The following is a 22,228-nucleotide window of genomic DNA, read 5'->3' on the forward strand; positions in this document are numbered from 1 at the left end:
CAGATGTTTTCACGCGTGATTCTGGTAAACGCGGTGATACCGCCGCCCCAGAGACGTTAGAACCTCATAGCCGATGGTCCCTTCCGCAGCGGCAACATCATCCACGCCATATTGTGCGTTCAGCAGATCCACCAGTGCATCAGCCGCCAGCTCCGCCTCGGGAATGGCAGAGACATCCACCGTCATGGAATCCATGGAAATCCGGCCCAGAATGGGCAATTTCTCCCCCTTGAACCACGCACAGCCCGTGCTGGCGCCCTGACGGGCAAAACCATCCGCATAGCCTGTGGCAAGGGTCGCCACCCGGCATGGCCCCTCGGCCTGCCATGTCAGCCCGTATCCCACCCTGTCTCCTTTTGAGAGCGTGCGGGTTTGCAGCACACGCGCCTGCAAACGCACCACCTGCTTCAGAGGGTTGGGGCCAGAGGCATTGGGGGCCACGCCATAAAGTGCTGCACCGGGGCGCACCAGATCCTGATGATACGCAGCACCCAGAAAAATACCGGATGACGCCGCGAGGCTGAGCGGTGCCGGAGGCAACAGGGCGGCATACTGTTTCAACCGCTCCAACTGCTGGGCATTAGCCGGGTTCTCCGGCGTATCCGCACAGGCAAGATGGCTCATGATCAGGCTGAGAGATATCCCTCTCAGCAGAGCAGGGTTTTCAAAAAGCTGATGAACATCGCTTGCAGAAAGCCCGAAACGGGACATGCCTGTGTCCAACTGCAAGACAGCATCAAGCGCCTTGCCCTTCCGCTCAGCCAGTGCGCGTAACTGCGCAATCTGTTCCATGCTGTTGAGCACAGGCCGCAGCCCGCTTTCCACACATTCCGCCAAAGCGTCCGGCCGGGCCCCGTGCAGAACTGTAATCCGCGCGTGTGACGAAAGGGAGGGTCTCAGAGCCAGCCCTTCATCCACATGCGCAACAAAAAACTCTTTTGCGCCAGCCTTTTGCAAAGCAGGCGCCACATGCGCCGCACCAAGCCCATAGGCATCCGCTTTGACCACCGCAGCACACACCGCACCGGCAGTGCGCTGAACAAGCTGGCGATAATTGTCCACTATGGCTCCCAGATCCACCGTCAACACGGCACCTGCCCGGGTAGCAGCCCAGTCAGCACGCGGAAGAGAACAGGAAGACATGGTGCCAGAACTCCACACTGTTTCGATATGACAATTTTAGCAAAGAGTGTGTGGCATATCTTGCCGTTTTGTCGCATAAAATTCTCACAAAGATGATTTTTATCGCATAACATGCGGCAATAGACAGGAAGTAGATACATGATCTTCGACCGCATGACAGACGCCATTCTGCGCCACCTGCAACATGATGGACGGCTGAGCAATGCGGATCTGGCCCAGCGCGTGGGTCTTTCGCCTTCAGCGTGCCTGCGCCGGGTTAAACTTCTGGAAAAAAACGGAATTATTCAGGGCTATCGCGCCATTATTGATCGCAATGCCACACGCACCATGGCGACGGTGATTGTACAGATCACACTGGAGCGCCAGACAGAAGACTGCCTGCGCCGCTTTGAAAGCCGTGTGCGGGATTGCCCCGATGTAAAGGAATGTTACCTGATGACAGGTGATGCGGACTATCTACTGCGCGTGGAAGCGCAGGATATGTCAGATTACGAACGCATCCATAAAGAAGAACTATCCCGCATGCCGGGTGTTGTGCGGATTCAAAGCAATTTTGCTATCCGCCCCGTTGTGCAGACATGGAAGAACTAGGAAAGCCCCAAAAGGTGGCCTTTCTCAGTTCTCCGAATCGTCTTTCTTGTCTGCGTCCGGTTCGTCTTCTTCATCCAGATCACGCTTTACATCTGGAGATTTCAGCAGACTATCCATATGCATGGCGTAATCCAGCGTTGTATCTGGCTGGAAATGCAATTCCGGCGCTACACGCAGCCGCAGCTTATGCGACATCTGGGTACGCAACCATGGGGCTACCCGCTTGAGCGCAGGCAGCAGCGCATCAATATCGCTCCGGCCCAGACGCGCCACAAATACGGTGGCATGTTTGAAATCCGGAGAAAGACGCACTTCCGTTACCGTAACCGTGGCATCTGCCAGATCAGGATCACGAAAAGTGGTCCGCGCAAAAAGTTCAGCCAGCACACGACGAACTTCTTCGCCCACCCGTAACTGGCGCTGAGACGGCCCTAAAGGAGAAAGACCGGCGAGATACCCCGCCGGTCCTTTCATTCCAGGCCTGTCTGATCCGTTCCGACGGCTCATGCAGGCACCAACTCACTTTCAAAACATTCGACCACATCGCCTTCGCGCAGGTCATTGTATCCAGCAAAGGAGAGACCGCACTCATAACCACGGGCCACTTCCTTGACATCGTCCTTGAAGCGCTTGAGCTGGCTGAGGTCACCTTCATGGATAACCACACCATCACGCAGCAGACGCACGCCACAGCCGCGTTTGACAACGCCTTCCGTAACGTAACAGCCAGCCACTTTGCCCACTTTGGTAATTTCGAAAACCTTGCGGATTTCGGCATACCCAAGGAACTTTTCGCGATGCTTGGGCGCAATCTTGCCACGCACCAGCTGCTCCACATCATCAGCTACCTGATAGATGATGGAGTAGTAGCGAATTTCCACACCTTCGCGCTGGGCGAGGGTACGGGCCTGCGCTGTGGCACGCACGTTAAAGGCAATGATAACGGCATCAGACGCCTTGGCGAACTGCACATCACTTTCCGTGATCTGCCCCACCGTTGCGTTGAGCACGCGCACTGCAACTTCTTCATGAGCCAGCTTGAGCACTGTGGTCTGGATGGCCTCGGCAGATCCCTGAACGTCCGCCTTGATGAGAACCGCCACTTCCTTCTGCTCACCCGCCTGAATACGGGCCAGCATCTGGTCCAACGTGCCGCGAGCCGCAACCTGACCTGCAACCTGATGTTCCTTCAGCTTACGCTGACGGAATTCAGAAATTTCGCGGGCGCGGTTTTCGTTCTCGACCACAACAAACGGAGCACCTGCAGAAGGAACGCCTGTCAGGCCCAGAATTTCAACCGGCATGGACGGCGTCGCATCCGCAACCTGACGGCCACGGTCATCAACCAGCGCACGCACACGACCCCATTCCGCACCAGCGACAACAATGTCACCCTTATGCAGGGTGCCCTTCTGCACCAGCACGGACGCCACGGAACCACGGCCACGGTCCAGACGGCTTTCGATCACCGCACCTTCTGCCGTCCGGTTCGGATTGGCTTTCAGGTCCAGAATTTCGGCCTGCAGAAGAATGGCTTCTTCCAGCTTGTCCAGTCCTTCACGCTTCAGCGCAGAGACTTCAACGTCCTGCACGTCACCGCTCATGGATTCCACAACAATCTCGTGGCTCAGCAGTTCCTGACGCACGCGGTCAGGGTTGGCACCGGGCTTGTCGATCTTGTTGATGGCCACAATGATCGGCGCATTGGCTGCCTTGGCGTGTTTGATGGCCTCAATGGTCTGAGGCATCACACCATCGTCAGCCGCCACAACCAGCACCACCACGTCCGTAATGGAGGCACCACGGGCACGCATGGCGGTAAACGCCTCATGTCCGGGCGTATCCAGGAACGTGATCTTGGCACCGGATGCCAGCGTCACCTGATAGGCACCGATATGCTGGGTAATGCCCCCGGCTTCACCTGCCGCAACGTCTGTGGTGCGCAGGGCATCCAGCAGAGAGGTCTTACCATGGTCAACATGGCCCATGATGGTCACAACTGGCGGACGCGGCTGCAGATCTTCCGGTGCGTCCTCAATGCCTTCAATGCCCAGCTCAACGTCGCTTTCAGATACACGGCGCACACGGTGGCCGAATTCTTCAACGATCAGTTCAGCCGTATCGGCATCAATGGTCTGGGTCACCGTTGCCATGACGCCGTTTTTCATCAGCGCCTTGATCACTTCACCCTGACGGGCGGCCATACGGTTGGCCAGTTCCTGAACCGTGATGGTTTCAGGCAGCACAACATCGCGCACCACCCGGACCTGATCGGCACGAAGACGTTCCAGTTCGGCCTGACGGCGTTCACGTTCACGCTGACGACGCACAGAAGCGAGTGAACGCGTCTTGTCGTCATCCCCTTCAATCGCGGCCTGAATATCAATCCGGCCTGCGCGGCGACCACTGTCACCCTTACGGGCACCACCGGGGCTCTTGCGCGGAGGCGCACTGCCACCCGGACGACGTGCAGGGCTGCCACGGCGGGGCTGATCATCATCCCCTTCCGCACCACGACCACGCAGACGCAGGGTCTGGGCAGCAGCCGCAGCACCATCAGCCGCAGCGGCTGGCGCTGCCTGCGGACGCGGAGCAGCAGGCTTGAGCGGCTTGGCCGGCATGATAGCCCGCTCAGCCAGAGGTTTCAGGCGCCCAACAGGCGGAGCCAACGTGACTTCACCCGGAATGGGCACAGCAGAAACCACCGGCCCTTTGGCTTCAATCGGCTTGATGGAGTCGATACGTGCCTTGCGTTCCGCTTCCTCAGCTTCAGCCTTGGCTACAGCTTCTTCTTCAGCGGCACGCTTTTCATCTTCTTCACGACGGCGGGCTTCTTCAGCGGCGGAAAGAATCTGGATCTTTTCCTGCTCGCGCCGTTCAGCCTCACGCCGTTCGGCTTCTTCAGCCGCTTTCTTCTGTTCCTGCAACACGCGCTGGCGCATTGCCAGCTCGGCAGCCGTCAGGGTACGGCCACCTCCTGCACGACCGCCCGCACCACGACCACCAGCTCCGCCTGCAGCGCCGGGGCCACGCTTCTTGCGCACCTCAACCTGCACGACCTTGGAGCGGCCATGGCTGAAACTCTGCCGCACGGACCCGGCATCAACCGTCCGTCCGACTTCCGAACGACCCGCCGGCCGAAGGGACAAACGTCCCTTACCCTGATCCTGATCCTTGCCTTCGCTCATTGACCCGCCTGTTCACACCCATCCGCCGGAAAGGTCCGGCGAACCCGGGAGCCGCCTTGGGCAACCCCCGAAAAACGCTCATTCTCACAACACAGACGGGAGGCAAGACCTCCGTGCGCCAATGCTGCGTTTACAACCCGCTCACGCCCGAAAACCCTTGCAAGGTCTTCAGCCGAAAGCGCCTCAATCACAGGTAAGTTCCTGGCACCCGACAGGAGCCGATCCAGTTCATCCCTGCTTCCATCAGATGCATGAATGATCACTGCGGCCTCACGCCGCATCACCCACTCCCGCACCTTCATGAAACCACTGGTAGACTGCCCGGCACGCCGGGCCAGCCCCAGAAGTTCCACCATGCGCCGACGCAGACCGGCCTCAACCTGAACAGCCAGATCTTCGGGCACCGTTACCTGCCGCCGTGCCGCCCGCGCGAACACGCCGCGCTTGCGGGCCTGTTCTATCACATCCCGCTGGGCGCTCAACCATATTCCCCGTCCGGGCAGTCGCGCGTCCAGGTCAGGCACAACAACAGATGAGGGTGATACCACAAAACGCAACATCAAGGCTGGTTTTTCCTGCTGCCGTGTTACCGCACAGCGCCGCAGGGGGCCTTTTTCGTCTTCATCCGCTTCGGGCAAAAAATCACCACTCATTGTTTGTCAGGCTTTTCAGCAGCCAGACCCGTTCTTACTCCTGCTCGGCGCTTTTGCCGTCTTCCTCGTCAAACCAGTGAGCACGCGCTGCCATGATGATTTCATTGGCAGCATCTTCCTCAATAGCATCAGTACCGAGAATTTCGACAAGCTCATCACCAGCCAGATCAGCAAGGTCGTCCAGAGTTTTTACACCCTTTTCACCCAGTGTCACAAGCATCTGGTTGGTAAACACGCCCATATCGGCAATGTCATCAGACACACCGAGCTCGCGCCGCTTGGTATCCAGGTTTTCTTCCTGTTTCACCAGATAGGCTTCGGCGCGCTGCACCAGTTCACTTACCACCGATTCGTCAAAACCTTCAATGCCAATCAGTTCATCCGGGTCGGCATAGGCCAGTTCTTCAATGGTATGGAAGCCTTCCGTCACCAGAAGACCGGCAATCACATCATCAACATCCAGCGCTTCAACAAACAGGTTGGTGCGGCGACGGAATTCTTCCTGGCGGCGTTCGGATTCTTCTGCTTCGGTCAGGATATCAATATCCCAACGTGTCAACTGGCTGGCCAGACGCACGTTCTGCCCACGGCGGCCAATGGCCAGCGAAAGCTGCTCGTCCGGCACCACCACTTCAACGCGGCCCGCTTCTTCATCCATCACCACTTTGGAGACTTCAGCCGGGGCCAGTGCGTTCACCACAAAGGTCGCGGCCTGCGGGCTCCACGGAATGATATCAATCTTTTCGCCCTGCAGTTCGGCCACAACCGCCTGCACGCGAGACCCACGCATACCCACGCAGGCGCCAACCGGATCAATGGACGCATCACGGGAGATCACGGCCATTTTCGCACGGGAACCCGGGTCACGCGCCACAGCCTTGATCTCAATGATACCATCATAGATTTCAGGCACTTCCTGCGCGAACAGCTTGGCCAGGAAGGCCGGATGCGTGCGGGAGAGGAAGATCTGCGGGCCACGGGGTTCATCACGCACATCATAGATGTAGGCGCGCACGCGGTCGGAGTTGCGGAAGGTTTCACGCGGAATCAGCTCATCCCGGCGCAGCAGCGCCTCGGCAGAGCCGATTTCCACCATCAGGTTGCCGTATTCGGTCCGTTTGACAGTGCCGTTGACGATCTCGCCTACGCGGTCCTTGAATTCGTTATACTGGCGCTTGCGCTCATATTCCCGCACGCGCTGGACAATCACCTGCTTGGCGGTCTGGGCAGCAATGCGGCCAAAATCGATAGGCGGCAGCGGATCAACCAGATATTCGCCAGCCTTGATTTCCGGCTGGAACTTGCGGGCAATGGCCAGCGGAATCTGGGTTTCCTCGTTCTCTACCTGCTCGACAACTTCCGTCCAGCGGGAGAGACGCACTTCACCCGTCCGGCGATCAATGGTCGCGCGGATATCTTTCTCATGCCCGTATTTGGCACGTCCGGCCTTCTGGATAGCCTGCTCCATGGCTTCCAGCACTTCTTCGCGTTCGATTCCCTTCTCGCGCGAAACAGCATCTGCAACCAGCAGCAGTTCAGGACGGGAAACAGAGGTATCCATACTCTCAGCTCTCCAAAGCAGGCGACGTGATCAGTGTAACTTGCGCCCGGCCGGTTTTTCTTCCCCGGCCTTGCTCTTTTCATTCTCGCCCTCATCATCGGCAGGGCGCGCCATCTGCGCACTCGCCTCAATCAGGGCATCCGTCAATACCAGTTTTGCCCGGCGGATTTCCGCCAGCGGCAAACGGGCCTCAGTTCCATCATCCAGCCGGAGTCGGCCGGTTTCTGCATCCGCCCCCAGGACAACACCGGAAAACCGGCGCCGACCATCAACCGGAACCAGAACTTCCACCTTGGCCTGATGGCCGGTGAAGCGGTTCCAGTCCTTGGCGCGCGTCAACGGACGATCAATTCCGGCGGAGGACACTTCAAGCGTCCAGGCACCGGGAATAGGATCTTCCACATCCAGCACAGCGCCCACGGCATGGCTGATGCGCTCACAATCTTCCACATTGATGAGCGAGCCATCCTTGCGGTCCGCCATGATCTGCACTGTCGGGCTTTCACGCCCCAGCACCGCCACGCGAACAATCTCATAGCCAAGATCATCCAGCGTTGGCGCCACAAGGGCGACAAGGCGGGCTTCCAGGCCGGAATGGATGGGCAGATCAGCGTCCAATGCAAAAAAGGCGGCCCGTCAAGGCCACCCCCCAAAATTCTGATAAAATGAAAGGATGATGTTTCATGTAGGGGATACCAGACCATGCTGCAAGAGTTGAAACCCCTGTTGCCCTTCTTTTCCCACCCCCCATAAAAAAGAAATTAGTCGTGCGGGGCTCTTTTCGGGGCTTTCCTGCGTTTTCAGAACTTGCACACTCCCACCCGGATATGTCTGATTACATTTCATGAACGATCTGCCTGACCCCGTGTATAAAGCGCAGCCGGAGAAAGAGGAGAAACCCTCCCATTTCCGCACCGTGCTTGTCGCTCTGGCAACCTGCACCCTGCTGGCCGGTGCCGGGGTCCATTTCATGGGCTCGGGCAACAACACCTCCACCACTCCGGCAGCAGCAGGAAGCGGAGATAACCAGAGTGCGGATGCATCACAGCAGCGCACGGGCATTCAGCTTTCCCTGATTGCCCCCGACAAGGCAGCCGAAGCCCTTGCCTCCTCCGGTTATTCTGAAAAAGAACAGGCTGACATTCTGGCAGGCGTGAAGCGGCGCGATCTGCGTCTGGTTGCCATGCCCATTTTTGATGCCACAGGCACGGGGGGCACTGTGTCTGTCATATCAGGCACCATGCACCGTACCGTTGCCCTGCAAACAAACCCCACCGTATTGATTCTCCCCATTACGGTTGCCGGAAATGTTGATATCCTTCCCGTGTCTGATCCGGGCATAGTAGGAATAGGAAGCGGCGTGATAACCATGTTCGGCCCACAGGTTCTGCCTGTTATGCATCAGGGTGACTCTCTTGGCCTGACGGTGATTGCCCAATGAAAGGCCTGCTACCAGCCCTTAACCGGCTGATGCCGCTGATGATGGTGATTTTTCTGGTGCTGGCCAGCATCCAGATGGCCATCAGTCTGCACCTTTCACTGGCCTCGCTCACCCATTTCATGGAATGGTGTGCACCGGCATGGCCCATAATTGCCGCAGTCAGCGGCTTGTTGACCATAGGCGGGCTGCTGTTCGAAACACGCGCCGAGCGGCTTGCACGCAAAGGCTTATTACGCCGACGGGGGTGGATGATGGACGTTCTTGCCAGACTGACCAACCGCAACGCGCTTGAAGAAATGCTGGCGCGGGAACAGCGGGAAACAACAATTGATGCCGAGGAACTGGCCGCCAACCTGCGCGCCCGCGTGATTGGCCAGGATCAGGTATGTGAAGATATTGCCGTACAGTTGCGCCGCAGGCTGGCCCTGCAGGTTCGCGGCAAGCCGGTTGGTATCTTCCTGCTGGCAGGCCCACCCGGCACCGGTAAAACCTATCTTGCCAAACAGATGGCCCGCCAGCTTGAGCGCCCTCTGCTGCATTTTGACATGACGCAGATGAGCAGCCCGCACGCAGCCACCCAGCTTTTTGGCTCCCCCAAAGGGTATGTGGGTTCTGATACCTACGGCAAGTTGACCGGCGGCCTGAAGGAAAAGCCCGATGCCGTGGTACTTCTGGATGAAATTGAAAAAGCCCATCCGGACGTATTCAAGAAATTCCTGACCGCGTGGAATGATGGTCATATTACCGAGGCCTCCACCGGGCAGCAGATTTCCACCGTTCGCGCCATTTTTGTACTGACATCCAACATCGCAACCGATGCGCTTACGGAAATTGCGGATCGCCTGCATGATGATCCGGACCGGATGCGCGCCGAGTCGGTTGAAGCACTGCGTCAGGCTGGTTTTGCCCCGGAAGTGCTCAACCGTCTGGACCGTATCTTTGTATTCCGTGCGCTGAAGGGGCTGGATATTGCCCGCGTTTCCGCACTGGAAATCGAAACCATGATCGAAAGCTACGGCCTGAAGGTGGAAACCGGCGGTATCGATGCGTCCCTGCTGATGGATGTGATGCGCCGCCAGAGCCGTATGGGCGATGCCGCATCGGCCCGCGATCTTGTGCGCTCCATTGAAGACATGATCAGCGAGTCGCTGATTGTGGCGCGCCAGCAGGGTGCCTCCATGATTCGCATCTCCCGCGATGAGGACGGCACCGTGACAGCCAAAATAGCCGACAATAACGGTGACAACAGTGAGAGCATGCACGCTCGCCTGACCCCATAAGCGTACGGGGCCTGCCGGTGGGTAGGCCCCAGTTTTTTCACACCTGATACCGTCTGGACCGAGCATTACGGCATGTCCGCTTTTACCCGCCTTTGGCAACGTGCCCCCCTGTGGCGCACGGTTCTGATTTCCACCAGTGCATGCGGCATTTTTTCCGTGCTGTTTCCCGCCCCCTGGCTGACGGCCCGCCTGCCCTACTACCAGACGGTAACGGACAAGGTTGGCCACATGCTTGGCCGAAGCTCCGCGGCGCAGACCAACAATGCCGAAGGGGAAGGACGCCGCATGGTTTCCCAACCCCCGCTGGATGCACAGTTTGAAGGCGTGATCCCTTTTGCCGGGCGTCAACTTCCGCTCCCGGCTGGCAAATGGCACCCTGTTCTAAACTATCAGGATGATGTTTCGCATGGGGAGATTCTGACCTCCATTTTCGTGCGGTCAGAACGCGGTGTGGTCACGGGCTTCATCATCGCGCAGGCCACCACACAATCCCTCCCCTCCTCTGATACCCAGATGTTGCAGGACATGTGCCATAGCGGCTTCAACTTTACGGTTGGAGACCTGCCGCAAGATGGCACCCACACGGAATGCTGGCTGACATCCCCCATACGGGTGGTGAACAACTTGTTCCTCACTTCCAATCAGGCCTTGCAGGGCCTTCTAAGCAGCCCGCTGTTCATTCCGCCCGCATTGCAGCGGCTTGGCATGATGGGCTTTGACCTTCCCCCCATTCTGGTGGATGCAGGATGGACCCATATTGAGAAAAGCAAGTCTGGCACCGGAGTCGATTTTGCGACCATCCACACGCTGCTCAGCCCGGCGGAAGCCGGGCAACGTGCCGTGCCGGGTGCTCCGGAAGACTGGTCCCGCGCGGGCATGAACAATTCCCCCATGGTGGCGGATTTTGTGAAACGCAGCGATACGTGGCTGAAAAACTGGCTGCCATACCTGCGCAAAGGGTACAACAGCACCCTGGAAGGCGGTCCACTCCCCGCTGCCGCAGCCACAGACCCCGGTTTCCACGGTTAAGACCTGCGTTCTTACCGTGTGACCTGATGCAAGTGCAGGTTACCGGGAAGAACGTTTCTTCCCGCGAAATCAAAGCCTCGGTCATGAAGAGGAGAGGCCCTGAGGTGGGAGGAGCGGCCTTCTGGCGTCTGCTCTCCTCTGCGTCACGGAAGACATGCCGCAACGGGAGAGATCATCTCCCGCCCGTCCGACGCCCTTGCACCAAAAGCGCGCTCACTGTCGTTGGACACAAAATGCCCCACTCTTCCGCAAGCAGACAGTCAGAAGACGCTTTTGCTACCTTCACGCTCGCGCGCCAAAAGCTGGCGAGGATTTTGTGAGACCGAGACGCGGCTTGAAGAGTCCGAAAATCTAAGCCGCGAGAGATTAGTCACGCAGGAAAGCTGGAGTCTGAAGCCTACAAACAAGACGCCCCAGTGATGAAAGAACGTGGGACAAAAACCCACGCTTTTCGGCACCAACAAAAGGCGTGGCATATTAGCCCACCAGATTTTTCAAGCACTCTCTCTTCAGGATTTAGGTGTTTCCCTCAGGACATCGGAGGAAACCTCAATCAGGAAATCGAGCACCGTACGCGTCCGCAGTGGCAGGGTGCGCGGGCCTGTATGCACTGCGTAGAACGGCAGAGAAGGAATGTTCCAATCTGCAAACAGGCGTACCAGTTTTCCCTCTTCTACGGCTTCCCGCACCAGGAACTCTGGCAGCAGGCCAATGCCGATGCTGGCGGAAACTGCATAGAAAACGGCCTCACTGCTGTTGGCCCGGAACACCGTTGAGGGAGCAATGACGCTTTCTTCTTCTTCCCGGTAAAAATGCCAGTCATTCCGGCCACCGCCATAGTTGTAAACAATGGCAGGATATTCTGGCAGGTCACGCGGATGTTCTGGGGTGCCGCACCGTTTCAGGCAGTCCGGAGAAACAACCAGCCATTTGCGCACCACGCCCAGCTTGCGGGCAATCAGGGAGCCTTCGGCAATTTCCCCTACACGGACGGCCAGATCCAGCCCCTCTTCCACCAGATCTCCAAACGAGTCGCGCATCACGATCTCGACTGAAAGATCAGGATGACGCTCCAGCAACTCCCCCAGTCGTCTGGTCAGATAGAGGCCAAACGCCGTGGTCACCCCCAACCGCACCAAACCGGAGACAGATGCACGCCGTCGCCCCAGAACGGTTTCAGCCGTTTCCAGAATTTCCAGAACTTCATAGGCATGGGGCAGAAGGCTGCGGCCGTCTTCTGTCATCATCAGGCTGCGCGTGGTGCGGGCAAACAGCGTGGTGCCGTAATGCGCTTCCAGCAAGGCGATATGCCGTGAAATAGTGGGCTGACTGACACCTGTCTCACGCGAGACAGCCGAAAAAGAGCCTGTGGCCGCCACGCGGACAAAGCTGTGAAGAGCAGAAAGAAGGTCCATCAGGTTCCGGAACACATGTGCTGAGACGCTGAAACGCCCTGCCCTGCCTTTTCAGCAGACCGCTTGGTACGGTTCCGGGCACCGCACCGCGCAGACCACCGTCAGACCCGGCTAGAGTATAGCTGTAATCATACGACTATCGTATTTATATCTGACTCATACTTATTTTATACACAATTGACGGGAGCACTCTTCCGCCATGCCTCAGGCGCATTTGATGTGCCAACGCCTTGCTGCTTCCGGCCCCACAAGAGGGCCGGTGCCAAGTCTGGTAGGCCGGGCGGGCGGGATTTTTGACAGCAACATGCACCGTTTTTTGCCGCCCGCAGGCCCCAGCACCGAGCCCTTGGTCTTGGTCTTGGTCTTGGTCTTGGTAGCTGAAAGCCCTGCTGTCAGTCTCACAACTGCCTTGCCAGCCTCACACGCTGATCTTTCACGCCGTCTTAGCGGCGGCGTGTGTGAGGCTGCGCCAGTTTCTTTTCCGCCATACGCGCCAAACGCACGAACGGCAGCCCCAGCAGCAGATAAGCCCCGCCCACCATCAAACCCGTGCCAAAATAGTCAAAATAGGTGGAAGACAGGCGAATATAGGTCTGGGTGAGTTCTGTGAGCGTAATCACACTGACCAGCGATGAGTCTTTCAGCAGAGAAATGAAATCATTGGTCATGACGGGCATTACCAGCCGGAACGCCTGCGGTACAACCACAAACCGCAACGCCTGAATATGCGTCATGTTCAGGGCAAGCGCGGCCTCCATCTGACCACGGGCCACGGATTGCAGTCCCGCGCGATAGTTCTCGGCCTCATAGGCTGCGTAGTTAAGCCCCAGCCCCATCACCCCGGCCAGAAACGGGCCAAGATTGATACCAAACTGCGGCAGGCCATAGAAAATGAACAGAATCTGGATCAGCAGTGGCGTGCCACGGACTATTTCCACATACAGCCCGGCGAGAGACGCCATCCACGGTGCGCCATACAAACGCAGCAGAGCCAGTGACAACCCAAGAGCCACTGCCAACACCATGGCACACAAGGAAACGGCAAGGGTAAGAACAGCCCCTTTGGCCAGCAAAGGCAGAAACCCGACGTAACGCCGCAACCGTTCCGTCCAGCCAGCGCCGCCCTGTTGCGCCGCAACATAGGACTGCCACTCGGTAGGGGCGATATCAGGTGTGGAAAAATCCTGCGCAAACTGCGCCATTTCAGGCGTCCACAAATTCCAGCGTGCCAGAATGGTGTGCAGGCTGCCATCCTTGAGCATGGCGGCCAGAGCCGTGTTGACCTGTTCCCGCAGCGCCGCGTTCTGACCTTTGGCAAAAGCAATGCCGTAAGCCACGCGTCCAATGGGTTCGCCCGTTATCTGCAAAGCGGGATTGGTTGCGCCGTAATACTGAGCAATGGGGCCATCAATCAGGATGGCCTCTGTGCGGCCATTCACAAGATCCATGAACACATTGGTTTCTTCATCATAGGTGCGCACCTGCACCTTGGGATGCCCGGCCAGAATCCGCTCTGCCTGTGTAGCCTTGATGGTACCCACCACATGCCCATCCAGATCCTCCAGCCGGGAGAATTGCGGGCCATCCCTGCGCACCACAATCCGCTCGGATGTCACGTAATAGGGGGTGCTGAAATCTATGCCTTCCGCATGCTCCGGTGTGATCTCGATCCCGCAAATCACCATGGCGTACAGGCCACGTTGCAGGCCGGGAATCAGGCCATCCCAGTCATTCTGAACAAACGCCAGATCCCGGCCCATATGGCGGCCCAGTTCCTGCATCAGTTCATATTCATACCCCGTAAGGCGTGACTGATCTTTCAGGTCATGAAAAGTGTAGGGCACATCTGCCGAGGCATCAGCCGCCCACCGCAAAGGTTCGGCCGCAAACCCCGCCTTTGGCGCGGACAGACCAAAGGCCGCCACCAACGCCAACACTGCAAGAAGCCCAGACCGAACCATGACAAACCGTGACAGAAAATGCCGCAGGCCGTGCTTCACAGAACTGTCCTTAAAAAACGTCGGGTGCGCTCATCCACAGGATTCACGCACAGGGTTTCCGGTGGTCCGGCCTCTATAATGTGTCCACCATCCATGTAAACAATGATGTCAGACGCCACCTGGGCAAAACGCATGTCATGCGTCACCACAATCTGGGTCATGCCTTCATTGTCCAGCGTGCGCATCACGCCCAGCACTTCCTCCGCCACCAGCGGGTCCAGTGCGGATGTGGGTTCATCATACAGCATGATCTCCGGCCGCATGGCCAAGGCGCGGGCAATGGCCGCGCGCTGCTGCTGTCCGCCGGAGAGAGAAAGAGGATAACGCTGCGCCACCTTGCCCAGCCCCACCTTTTCCAGCAGGGCCATGGCCTCGTCCCGTTCTTCCACGCCGCCTTCGCCCTTCACCACGCGCGGGGCCAGCAGAACGTTATCCAGAACCGTAAGGTGCGGGAAAAGATTAAAGCTCTGAAACACCATGCCCACATGGGTTCGCAGCTTATGGGCCATATGCTCGTCAGCGCGCCGCCAGGGGCCACCTTGGCGTTCTATCGTAACGCCCATAGCGGTTACGGTCCCGCTATCCGGTATTTCCAGAAAATTCATACACCGCAGGAAGGTTGATTTCCCGCAGCCGGATGGGCCGATCACGGAGATCAGTTCCCCCTTGCGCACTTCAAGGGAGACACCGCTCAGAATCGCGCCCTCCCCAAAGCTTTTGTGCACATTCAGCGCACTTAGAACGATGGGGTCTTCTTCAACGCAAAAAGCCGACCCGGAGCGATCCGGGTCGGCAATGTCGTGTCCGCTAGGAACAAAACGGTTATCAGGCAGCTTTGGTCATCCCACGCAACACATACTGGAGGATGCCACCATGCCGGTAATACTCAACTTCGTCCAGTGTATCGACACGGCAAAGAAGCGGAACATCCTGCTTGGAACCATCAGCACGCGTAATGGTCATGGTCACATCCATGCGCGGCGTGATTTTTTCCAGCCCCGTGATGGTGATGGTTTCATCACCCTTCAGGTCCAGGGTCTTGCGGGTTGTGCCTTCCTTGAACAGCAGCGGCAGAACGCCCATGCCCACAAGGTTGGAACGGTGAATACGTTCAAAGCTTTCAGCAATGACTGCCTTGATCCCCAGCAGCAGGGTGCCTTTGGCAGCCCAGTCACGGGAGGACCCCATGCCGTATTCCTTGCCACCAAAGACCACAAGCGGAACGCCTTCCTTCTTGTATTCCATGGCGACATCGTAAATGAAGCCTTCCTTGCCATCAGGATAGTGCTTGGAAAGCCCACCTTCCGTGCCCGGCAGCATTTCATTCTTGATGCGGATGTTGGCAAAGGTGCCACGCACCATCACGCGGTCATTCCCGCGGCGAGACCCGTAGGAGTTGAAGTCACGCGGTTCCACACCATGCTCGATCAGATAACGCCCGGCAGGGGAGTCCTTCTTGATTGCACCGGCAGGTGAGATGTGGTCAGTCGTGATGTTGTCACCCAGCAGGGCCAGGATACGGGCGTTTTCAATGCCACCACGCGGCTTGGGTTCCGGTGTGATGTCCTTGAAGTACGGCGGATCCTGAACATAGGTGGATTTTGCATCCCACGCGTAGGTTTCAGACCCCGTGGCAACCTTCAGGTCCTGCCATTCCTTGGTGCCCTTGGACACGTGCTTGTAGCGCTTGATGAACTCTTCACGGTTGATGGAAGAACCGATCAGGTCAGCAATTTCCTTATTGGAAGGCCAGACATCTTTCAGATAGACCGGCTTGCCATCCTTGGAGGTGCCCAGCGGTTCGGTTGTGATATCCTTCCGCATGGTGCCCAGAATGGAGTAGGCAACCACCAGCGGCGGGCTGGCAAGATAGTTTGCCCGCACGTTCGGAGAGATACGGCCTTCAAAGTTACGGTTGCCGGACAGCACGGAAACAGCAACCAGGTTGTTGTTTTCAATGGCATCCACAATGTGCGGCGGCAGCGGACCGGAGTTACCGATACAGGTTGTGCAGCCATACCCGACCGTGTTGAAGCCCAGCGCATCCAGATCTTCAGACAGCTTGGAGCGGTCCAGATAATCGGTCACAACCTGAGAGCCGGGAGCCAGTGAGGTCTTGACCCAGGGTTTGGGTTTCAGGCCCAGAGCACGCGCCTTGCGGGCCACCAGACCAGCCGCAATCAGCACCGCCGGGTTGGAGGTGTTGGTGCAGGAGGTAATGGCAGCGATCACAATATCGCCCTGACCGATTTCATAGTTGGTGCCAGCAACCGGAACCCTCTTGTTGGCATCGTTCGCGGGGACGCCAAGGGAAGAGGTCAGTTCTTTTTCAAACGCGGTCTTGGCTTCCGTCAGAACAACGCGGTCCTGCGGGCGCTTCGGGCCGGAGATGGACGGCACAACCGTGCTCAGATCCAGTTCCAGAACATCCGTAAACACAGGTTCCGGCGTTTCAGCGGTGCGGAACATTTCCTGCGCCCGCAGATATTCTTCGGTCAGTTTGATGCGGTGTTCGTCACGGCCGGTTTCACGCAGGAAGTCCAGCGTCAGGGCATCAACCGGGAAGAAGCCGCAGGTTGCGCCATATTCCGGAGCCATGTTGGCAATGGTTGCGCGGTCAGCCACCGGCAGGTGATCAAGAGCAGGACCAAAGAATTCAACAAACTTGCCCACAACGCCCTTTTTACGGAGCATCTGGGTCACGGTCAGCACCAGATCAGTCGCCGTGGCGCCTTCAGGCAGCTTGCCGGTCAGTTTGAAGCCGATCACATCAGGAATCAGCATGGCAATGGGCTGGCCCAGCATTGCGGCTTCAGCCTCAATCCCGCCAACACCCCAGCCCAGAACGCCCAGACCATTGATCATGGTGGTGTGGCTGTCCGTGCCGTAAAGCGAATCGGGGTAAACGTAATCCTTGCCACCCACGTTGGCTGTCCAGGCAACCTGGGCAATGTATTCTAGGTTCACCTGATGGCAGATGCCGGTATCTGGCGGCACAACGGAGAAGTTTTCAAACGCTTCCTGGCCCCAGCGCAGGAAGGCGTAGCGTTCGCCATTGCGTTCAAATTCCAGCGTGATGTTTTTCTGCAGCGCATCCTGCGAGCCGTAAACATCCACCATCACGGAATGGTCGATCACCAGATTGACGGGAACCAGCGGGTTCACCTTCTGGGGGTCACCTTTCAGCTTCACAATGCCGTCGCGCATGGCGGCAAGGTCAACCACCGCCGGAACGCCCGTGAAGTCCTGCATCAGAATGCGAGAAGGCTTGAACGGCACTTCCTTGGTGCTGCTCCCCTTCGGCAACCAGCCTGCAATCGCCTTGGCGTCGTCCACATTGTAGGAACGACCGTCTTCAAAGCGCAGGATGTTTTCCAGCAGAACTTTCAGTGAAACAGGCAGACGGCTAACATCGCCGATTGTTTTTGCTGCTTCAGGAATGGAAAAATAATGATAGGCCTTACCGTCTACAGTGAGTGTACGGCCTGTTTTCAGTGAGTCGTGCCCAACCGTCTTCATATAACCCTATCTCCCCTATCACAGCCCATGGCCGGTGATACGTTCCGGAAGTCGGCTTACCGCCTCTGACACGGTGCAGGTGCTCACCCGCTCTTCCGGGTGGCCGACTTGATATCCCGTTGGCAGTAGAACATACCGGCAGACTTACATGGCACAAGCCGGGGTGCGACCACGAGCGCGCGAGCACACAGGCTTTGGCGGGTTTTGACAGGTAACATTAAGGAGAAGTCCGATCTCCGAGACGTCTTTTGCAGAAGAGGAGCCACATTTTGCTGCCTCTCCCCCCTCCGGCATACCACGGCTTGTAGCAGAGTCTCTCTCGGTTTTCCGGGGGGATCGGCTGGTGCTGGATGATGTCAGCCTGAGTTTGCATGCTGGCGAGGCCATGCTGCTTACCGGCCCCAACGGGGCTGGCAAATCCACCCTGCTGCGTGTGCTGGCGGGCCTGCGCCGCCCGGATGGTGGCGCCCTGCTGTGGGACGGCGTGCCCATTGCGGAAGACCGCACCGCCCACGCCACCCGTGTTGCCTATCTTGGCCATCAGGACGCCCTGAAACCCAGCCTGAGTGTTGTGGAGAATCTGCATCTGTTTGCCCGTGCAGGCGGCGGCGACATGACGGCAGCGCTGAAAGCTGTTGACCTTCTGCCGCTGGCGGATTTACCGGCCCGCCTGCTTTCCGCCGGGCAGAAGCGGCGTGCGGCCCTTGCCCGCGTGCTGCTGGCTCAGGCTCCCCTGTGGCTACTGGATGAACCCAGCCTGGGGCTGGATGCCAACGCTATTGTGCTGCTGGGTGAGGCCATTGCCCGGCACCGCGCTGGTGGCGGCGTGGTAATAGCCACAACCCATGTGCCGCTGCCCCTTGAAGACGTGCGCCATCTTGCCCTGCCCGGCGCGCCGGACCCAGCGGACAGATGGTGGGATGAGGAGTCGTCCGCCCTCTCTCCCTCTGATCACGAAGGAGCCAGCGCATGATGAGCCTGTTCTGGGCCGTGGTCTTCCGGGACCTCCGGCTGGCGCTGCGTCATGGGGCCGATACGTTGGGGGCAGTGCTGTTCTTTATTCTGACAGGCACCCTCTTTCCGCTTGCGCTTGGACCATCGCCTGATCTGCTGCGCCATATGGCCCCCGGCATTATCTGGGTCTGCGCACTGCTGGCCGCCCTTCTGCCGCTGGACCGTCTATTCGGCGCGGAACTGGAAGATGGCTCGCTTGACCAACTTCTGCTGCTGGGGCTGCCGCCCGCGCTGGTGGCGCTGGCCAAGATAACCGCCCACTGGCTGACAACCGGCCTCCCCCTGCTGATTGCCGCTGTTCCACTGGCCATCATGCTGGGTCTCCCCACAGCCACGCTGCCTATTCTGCTGGCAGGCTTGCTGCTGGGCTCCATGGTCTTGTCTCTGGTCGGCGGCATGGGCGCATCCATTGTGCTGGGCGCGCGCCGCGGGGGCGTTCTGCTGCCGCTTCTGGTGCTGCCCCTCATAACCCCGGCCCTGATTTTTGGGGCCGCCGCTATTGACGCTGCGCGCACTGGCCTGCCTTGGGGGCCTGATCTGGAACTGCTCGGCGCTTTTCTGGCTGGCGCTCTGCCTCTCTGCCCGCTGGCAGCCGGAGCCGGATTACGTGCTGCGGTGGAATAACTGACAAAAAACAGAGCCTGCCGCATCACGCTGGCAGGCTCTTCTCAAAGACTATTTAGAAAACCGACCATGGCGGACCGGCAAAACATTTTTTGAAAATACCGCCGCAGATCTGAACGCCCGTTTCCGAGGCCAACGAAGTGAAAAACTACTGGCTCAGAGGCAGACCGTTCGGCATTCGCTTCCTGATCTGACACGCGTACAGCCATTGTTTCCATGCTCCCTCCGTTGAGAGAGGGAGCATTGTTCCTTCTTTCCCCGCTTCACCAAATGGAGCAGAAGCGCAACCCTGCTCCCCCAACGGAAACAACCGCCCACCCCGCGTTACGGCGCGGGGTTGGAGTGCACCTGATGGATTGCGTTGATCTTGGATTCCAGTTCTGGAGTGATGGTCACCTCCACAGAGCCAAGGATCGTTGCAAGCTGCTGCGTGCTGGTGGCCCCGATAATGTTGGATGTCACAAATGGGCGGGACGTAACAAACGCAACGGCAAGCTGCACAGGGTCCACCCCTTCTTCCCGCGCAAGGGCCAGATAAGCTTCAATCGCCACATCCACACCGGGTTTCTGGTAGCGTTGCCCACGGTCAAACAAGGTCGTGCGTGCACCCGCAGGCCGCGCGCCATTCAGATATTTTCCGGTCAGATAGCCTTGCGCCAGCGGAGAATAGGCCAGCAGGCTGACCCGTTCCCTCAAAGCCATTTCTGCCAGCCCGATTTCAAAGGTGCGATTAATCAGGTTGTAAGCGTTCTGGATTGAGGCAATACGCGGCGCACCCGTTCTGGAACATGCGAGATATTCAGACACGCCCCATGCTGTCTCGTTCGAGACCCCTACGTGGCGGATTTTTCCTTCCGTCACCAGATCGCCCAGAACGCCCAATGTTTCTTCAATCGGCACCTCATCCGCATCCGCCAGAGATGTAAACGTGGTACCCCCTTCTCCAAACAACCCGATCTTCCGATCTGGCCAGTGCAGTTGATACAGATCCAGATAGTCCGTGTTCAAACGCCGCAAAGATCCTTCCAGCGCGTACCGGATCTGCCGTGGTGTCAGGCGCGTTTCTTCCCCACCGGGCCGAAACCACGGTTGGGTGCCCCGTCCCACCGCCTTGCTGGCAAGGATAATCTTGTCCCGATTACCGCGTGCTTTCAGCCAGCTGCCGATAATGGTTTCCGTAGAGCCCTGCGTTTCAGCGCGGGGCGGAATGGAATAAAATTCTGCCGTATCAATAAAATTGATGCCATGCGCCAGCGCCATATCAAGCTGGGCATGCCCTTCGGCTTCGGTGTTCTGCTGGCCGAAGGTCATGGTGCCAAGGCACAGTTCACTCACCATAATGCCAGTACGGCCCAGTTCTCGTTGCTTCATGCGGACATCACCTGAGAGAAAAACAGACTAAGGACGGGAACCACCATCAGCCCCGCCACTTCCCTGTTGTTGCGATTAATCACGCAAAGAGCAAGGCTTTGACCTATTTTACGTTTTTATACAGTTATTGAGCACCCTCAAAAACGCTCTGCAACAGGGCGTAAGCATGGGAAGTCCGATCCAGAAAAAAGGGGATACCTGTTAAAGAGGCACCCCCTTACTTTCCAGATAATCTCGCCCGGCACTGTCATGCCAGATGACGCGGATGGCTGTTTGACAAGCCTGTCAGATGGGTCTCATGAGGCCTTTCGAGACTGAAAGCGTTAGATTTCTGTCTCGGCGGTCTGACGTCAAACCGCCCAATCCGTCTTGTCTGCCTCAAAAACCCTTCACAGCCCGCAATCACGGACTTTCAACCAGTGGCCTACCAAACGGCGCTCATGCCTTCAGAGGCTCAAGCACCACGTTGGAGTCCCGTCCCTTATTTGGAAGGAGCGGTCGGCGCGCCTGCGGACTGCTGGCCTGCGCCCTGAATATCAACCGACGCATAGCGTACGGCGTTCTCGGCATCGCGCAGAGCTTCACTGGCCTTGTACGGGTTGCTTTTGATAAACTTTGCAGCCTGCGCCACATCTTTCCGGGTCTGCTCCAGCGGAACAGCGGCAATGATATAATCCGCATCCACGCTGGAGACACGCAACACTTCAGAAGCCCGAGCCGTGTTGCCCGCCTTCAGATGCCGGTTAGCCGCTGCCAGCGCAGCAGATTTTTCCGGCGTAGGTTCAACCGTTTCATCCAGCACCAGTTCGCCATCAATCGGCAACCATGCCACCTGCTTGCCGGTAGAAGCCAAAGGCCGGGGCGGTTGCTGACGCGTTTTGGTGGGCATCAGTTCGTCTTCCGCTTTCTGGAACGCCGTATTATCCGCCTTGGCAGTTTCCAGAGCGGTCTGAGCACTGGCGATCAGTTTCTTGGCTGTGTCCAGATCACCATCATAAATGGCCTGCCGTGCCAGACTCAGTTCTTCAAACGCGGTGTTGCCGTCCACGGACAACCGGCCAAAATCCTGCGCTGCCAGATTGGCAAGCTGGGCGTTGGCTGGTGAAGGTGCTGCCGGCGCACCAGAAGAGGCTGCCGCCGCTGCAACGGTTGTGGCCTGTGCGGCTGTCTGCGCCATGGCGGGCATAGCCACACCTGATGCCAACAGGGTGGCCAACACTATGCTGGATGATTTCACGATCCGTCTCCCTTGAACATTCCCACGCATCAAATGCGGGTAATGTTGTGCAGGAGGCGCTCAGCGCAAAGACAGGCGCGCACAAGGCAGGGCTGACCATCGGGCAGGCCCGTGCCAGATAAAGAAAAAATCAAACAGGCACAGGAGGTTAAGTCCTCCTGT

At 58.0% G+C, this 22,228-nt stretch carries 20 protein-coding genes; 7 read left to right on the forward strand and 13 right to left on the reverse strand.

The window, feature by feature from the left end:
- Positions 1 to 9: 9 nt before the first annotated feature.
- Positions 10 to 1,143 carry an alanine racemase gene (gene alr / locus ASN_RS05100; protein ID WP_058987402.1) on the reverse strand — a complete coding sequence of 378 codons (1,134 nt, stop codon included), beginning with the start codon at positions 1,141 to 1,143 and terminating at the stop codon, positions 10 to 12.
- A 138-nt stretch (positions 1,144 to 1,281) separates the two neighbouring features.
- On the opposite strand from alr, the gene ASN_RS05105 reads away from it, so the two are divergent.
- Positions 1,282 to 1,734, forward strand: a complete 453-nt coding sequence (locus tag ASN_RS05105; protein WP_006558905.1) for an Lrp/AsnC family transcriptional regulator — start codon at positions 1,282 to 1,284, stop codon at positions 1,732 to 1,734.
- A gap of 24 nt (positions 1,735 to 1,758) precedes the next feature.
- Here the strand turns inward: ASN_RS05105 and rbfA are convergent, their stop codons facing one another.
- Genes rbfA through rimP form a run of 5 tightly spaced genes read right to left on the reverse strand, consistent with a single transcriptional unit; the run spans position 1,759 to position 7,754 of the window.
- Positions 1,759 to 2,241: a 30S ribosome-binding factor RbfA gene (gene rbfA / locus ASN_RS05110; protein ID WP_035380149.1), complete on the reverse strand. Its 483-nt coding sequence runs from the start codon at positions 2,239 to 2,241 to the stop codon at positions 1,759 to 1,761.
- Positions 2,238 to 4,922 carry a translation initiation factor IF-2 gene (gene infB / locus ASN_RS05115; RefSeq protein WP_006558903.1) on the reverse strand — a complete coding sequence of 895 codons (2,685 nt, stop codon included), beginning with the start codon at positions 4,920 to 4,922 and terminating at the stop codon, positions 2,238 to 2,240. Before infB ends, rbfA begins: the two co-directional genes overlap by 4 nt.
- A complete protein-coding gene (locus ASN_RS05120) occupies positions 4,919 to 5,575 on the reverse strand; it encodes an RNA-binding protein (protein ID WP_006558902.1) in 657 nt (218 codons plus the stop codon). The genes infB and ASN_RS05120 overlap by 4 nt, the downstream gene beginning before the upstream one ends.
- 34 nt (positions 5,576 to 5,609) lie before the next feature.
- Positions 5,610 to 7,136, reverse strand: coding sequence for a transcription termination factor NusA (gene nusA / locus ASN_RS05125; RefSeq protein WP_006558901.1), 1,527 nt, complete (start codon positions 7,134 to 7,136; stop codon positions 5,610 to 5,612).
- Positions 7,137 to 7,166: 30 nt separating this feature from the next.
- Complete coding sequence (gene rimP / locus ASN_RS05130) at positions 7,167 to 7,754, reverse strand: ribosome maturation factor RimP (RefSeq protein ID WP_006558900.1); 588 nt, start codon at positions 7,752 to 7,754, stop codon at positions 7,167 to 7,169.
- Between the two features lie 226 nt (positions 7,755 to 7,980).
- Between rimP and ASN_RS05135 the strand changes: the two genes are divergently transcribed.
- From ASN_RS05135 to ASN_RS05145, 3 genes are all read left to right on the forward strand, one after another.
- Complete coding sequence (locus ASN_RS05135) at positions 7,981 to 8,577, forward strand: hypothetical protein (protein WP_058987403.1); 597 nt, start codon at positions 7,981 to 7,983, stop codon at positions 8,575 to 8,577.
- Positions 8,574 to 9,857, forward strand: a complete 1,284-nt coding sequence (locus tag ASN_RS05140) for an AAA family ATPase (protein ID WP_035380153.1) — start codon at positions 8,574 to 8,576, stop codon at positions 9,855 to 9,857. The genes ASN_RS05135 and ASN_RS05140 overlap by 4 nt, the downstream gene beginning before the upstream one ends.
- Before the next feature lie 72 nt (positions 9,858 to 9,929).
- Entirely contained in the window at positions 9,930 to 10,886 is a 957-nt protein-coding gene (locus ASN_RS05145) for a hypothetical protein (protein WP_006558896.1), read from the forward strand.
- Positions 10,887 to 11,395: 509 nt separating this feature from the next.
- On the opposite strand, the gene ASN_RS05150 is transcribed toward ASN_RS05145, so the two are convergent.
- The 5 genes from ASN_RS05150 to acnA form a co-directional block, all read right to left on the reverse strand.
- The gene (locus ASN_RS05150; protein ID WP_045542610.1) at positions 11,396 to 12,301 is read right to left on the reverse strand and encodes a LysR family transcriptional regulator; all 906 of its coding nucleotides are present in this window, start codon (positions 12,299 to 12,301) and stop codon (positions 11,396 to 11,398) included.
- Between the two features lie 204 nt (positions 12,302 to 12,505).
- A complete protein-coding gene (locus ASN_RS05155; RefSeq protein ID WP_058987404.1) occupies positions 12,506 to 12,703 on the reverse strand; it encodes a hypothetical protein in 198 nt (65 codons plus the stop codon).
- Positions 12,704 to 12,744: 41 nt separating this feature from the next.
- Positions 12,745 to 14,262, reverse strand: coding sequence for an ABC transporter substrate-binding protein/permease (locus ASN_RS05160; RefSeq protein WP_058989138.1), 1,518 nt, complete (start codon positions 14,260 to 14,262; stop codon positions 12,745 to 12,747).
- 35 nt (positions 14,263 to 14,297) lie between these two features.
- On the reverse strand, positions 14,298 to 15,026 hold the full coding sequence (locus ASN_RS05165) for an amino acid ABC transporter ATP-binding protein (protein WP_006560151.1): 729 nt from the start codon (positions 15,024 to 15,026) through the stop codon (positions 14,298 to 14,300).
- A 100-nt stretch (positions 15,027 to 15,126) separates the two neighbouring features.
- Positions 15,127 to 17,820: an aconitate hydratase AcnA gene (acnA, locus tag ASN_RS05170; protein WP_006560152.1), complete on the reverse strand. Its 2,694-nt coding sequence runs from the start codon at positions 17,818 to 17,820 to the stop codon at positions 15,127 to 15,129.
- A 340-nt stretch (positions 17,821 to 18,160) separates the two neighbouring features.
- Here acnA and ccmA point away from each other — a divergent pair, with 340 nt between their 5' ends.
- Together ccmA and ccmB are read left to right on the forward strand one after the other, a co-directional pair.
- Positions 18,161 to 18,793 carry a heme ABC exporter ATP-binding protein CcmA gene (gene ccmA, locus ASN_RS05175; protein WP_407922300.1) on the forward strand — a complete coding sequence of 211 codons (633 nt, stop codon included), beginning with the start codon at positions 18,161 to 18,163 and terminating at the stop codon, positions 18,791 to 18,793.
- Positions 18,790 to 19,458, forward strand: a complete 669-nt coding sequence (ccmB, locus tag ASN_RS05180; RefSeq protein ID WP_006558873.1) for a heme exporter protein CcmB — start codon at positions 18,790 to 18,792, stop codon at positions 19,456 to 19,458. Before ccmA ends, ccmB begins: the two co-directional genes overlap by 4 nt.
- A 324-nt stretch (positions 19,459 to 19,782) precedes the next feature.
- On the opposite strand, the gene ASN_RS05185 is transcribed toward ccmB, so the two are convergent.
- Both ASN_RS05185 and ASN_RS05190 read right to left on the reverse strand, forming a co-directional pair.
- Complete coding sequence (locus ASN_RS05185) at positions 19,783 to 20,829, reverse strand: aldo/keto reductase (protein ID WP_058987407.1); 1,047 nt, start codon at positions 20,827 to 20,829, stop codon at positions 19,783 to 19,785.
- A gap of 481 nt (positions 20,830 to 21,310) precedes the next feature.
- Positions 21,311 to 22,066 carry a YfdX family protein gene (locus tag ASN_RS05190; protein WP_231873585.1) on the reverse strand — a complete coding sequence of 252 codons (756 nt, stop codon included), beginning with the start codon at positions 22,064 to 22,066 and terminating at the stop codon, positions 21,311 to 21,313.
- Here ASN_RS05190 and ASN_RS20410 point away from each other — a divergent pair.
- On the forward strand, positions 22,057 to 22,188 hold the full coding sequence (locus ASN_RS20410) for a hypothetical protein (protein WP_269148869.1): 132 nt from the start codon (positions 22,057 to 22,059) through the stop codon (positions 22,186 to 22,188). The two genes, ASN_RS05190 and ASN_RS20410, sit on opposite strands and share 10 nt — an antisense overlap.
- Positions 22,189 to 22,228 lie beyond the last annotated feature (40 nt).

The sequence above is a fragment of the Acetobacter senegalensis genome (assembly GCF_001499615.1).
Lineage (GTDB): Bacteria > Pseudomonadota > Alphaproteobacteria > Acetobacterales > Acetobacteraceae > Acetobacter > Acetobacter senegalensis.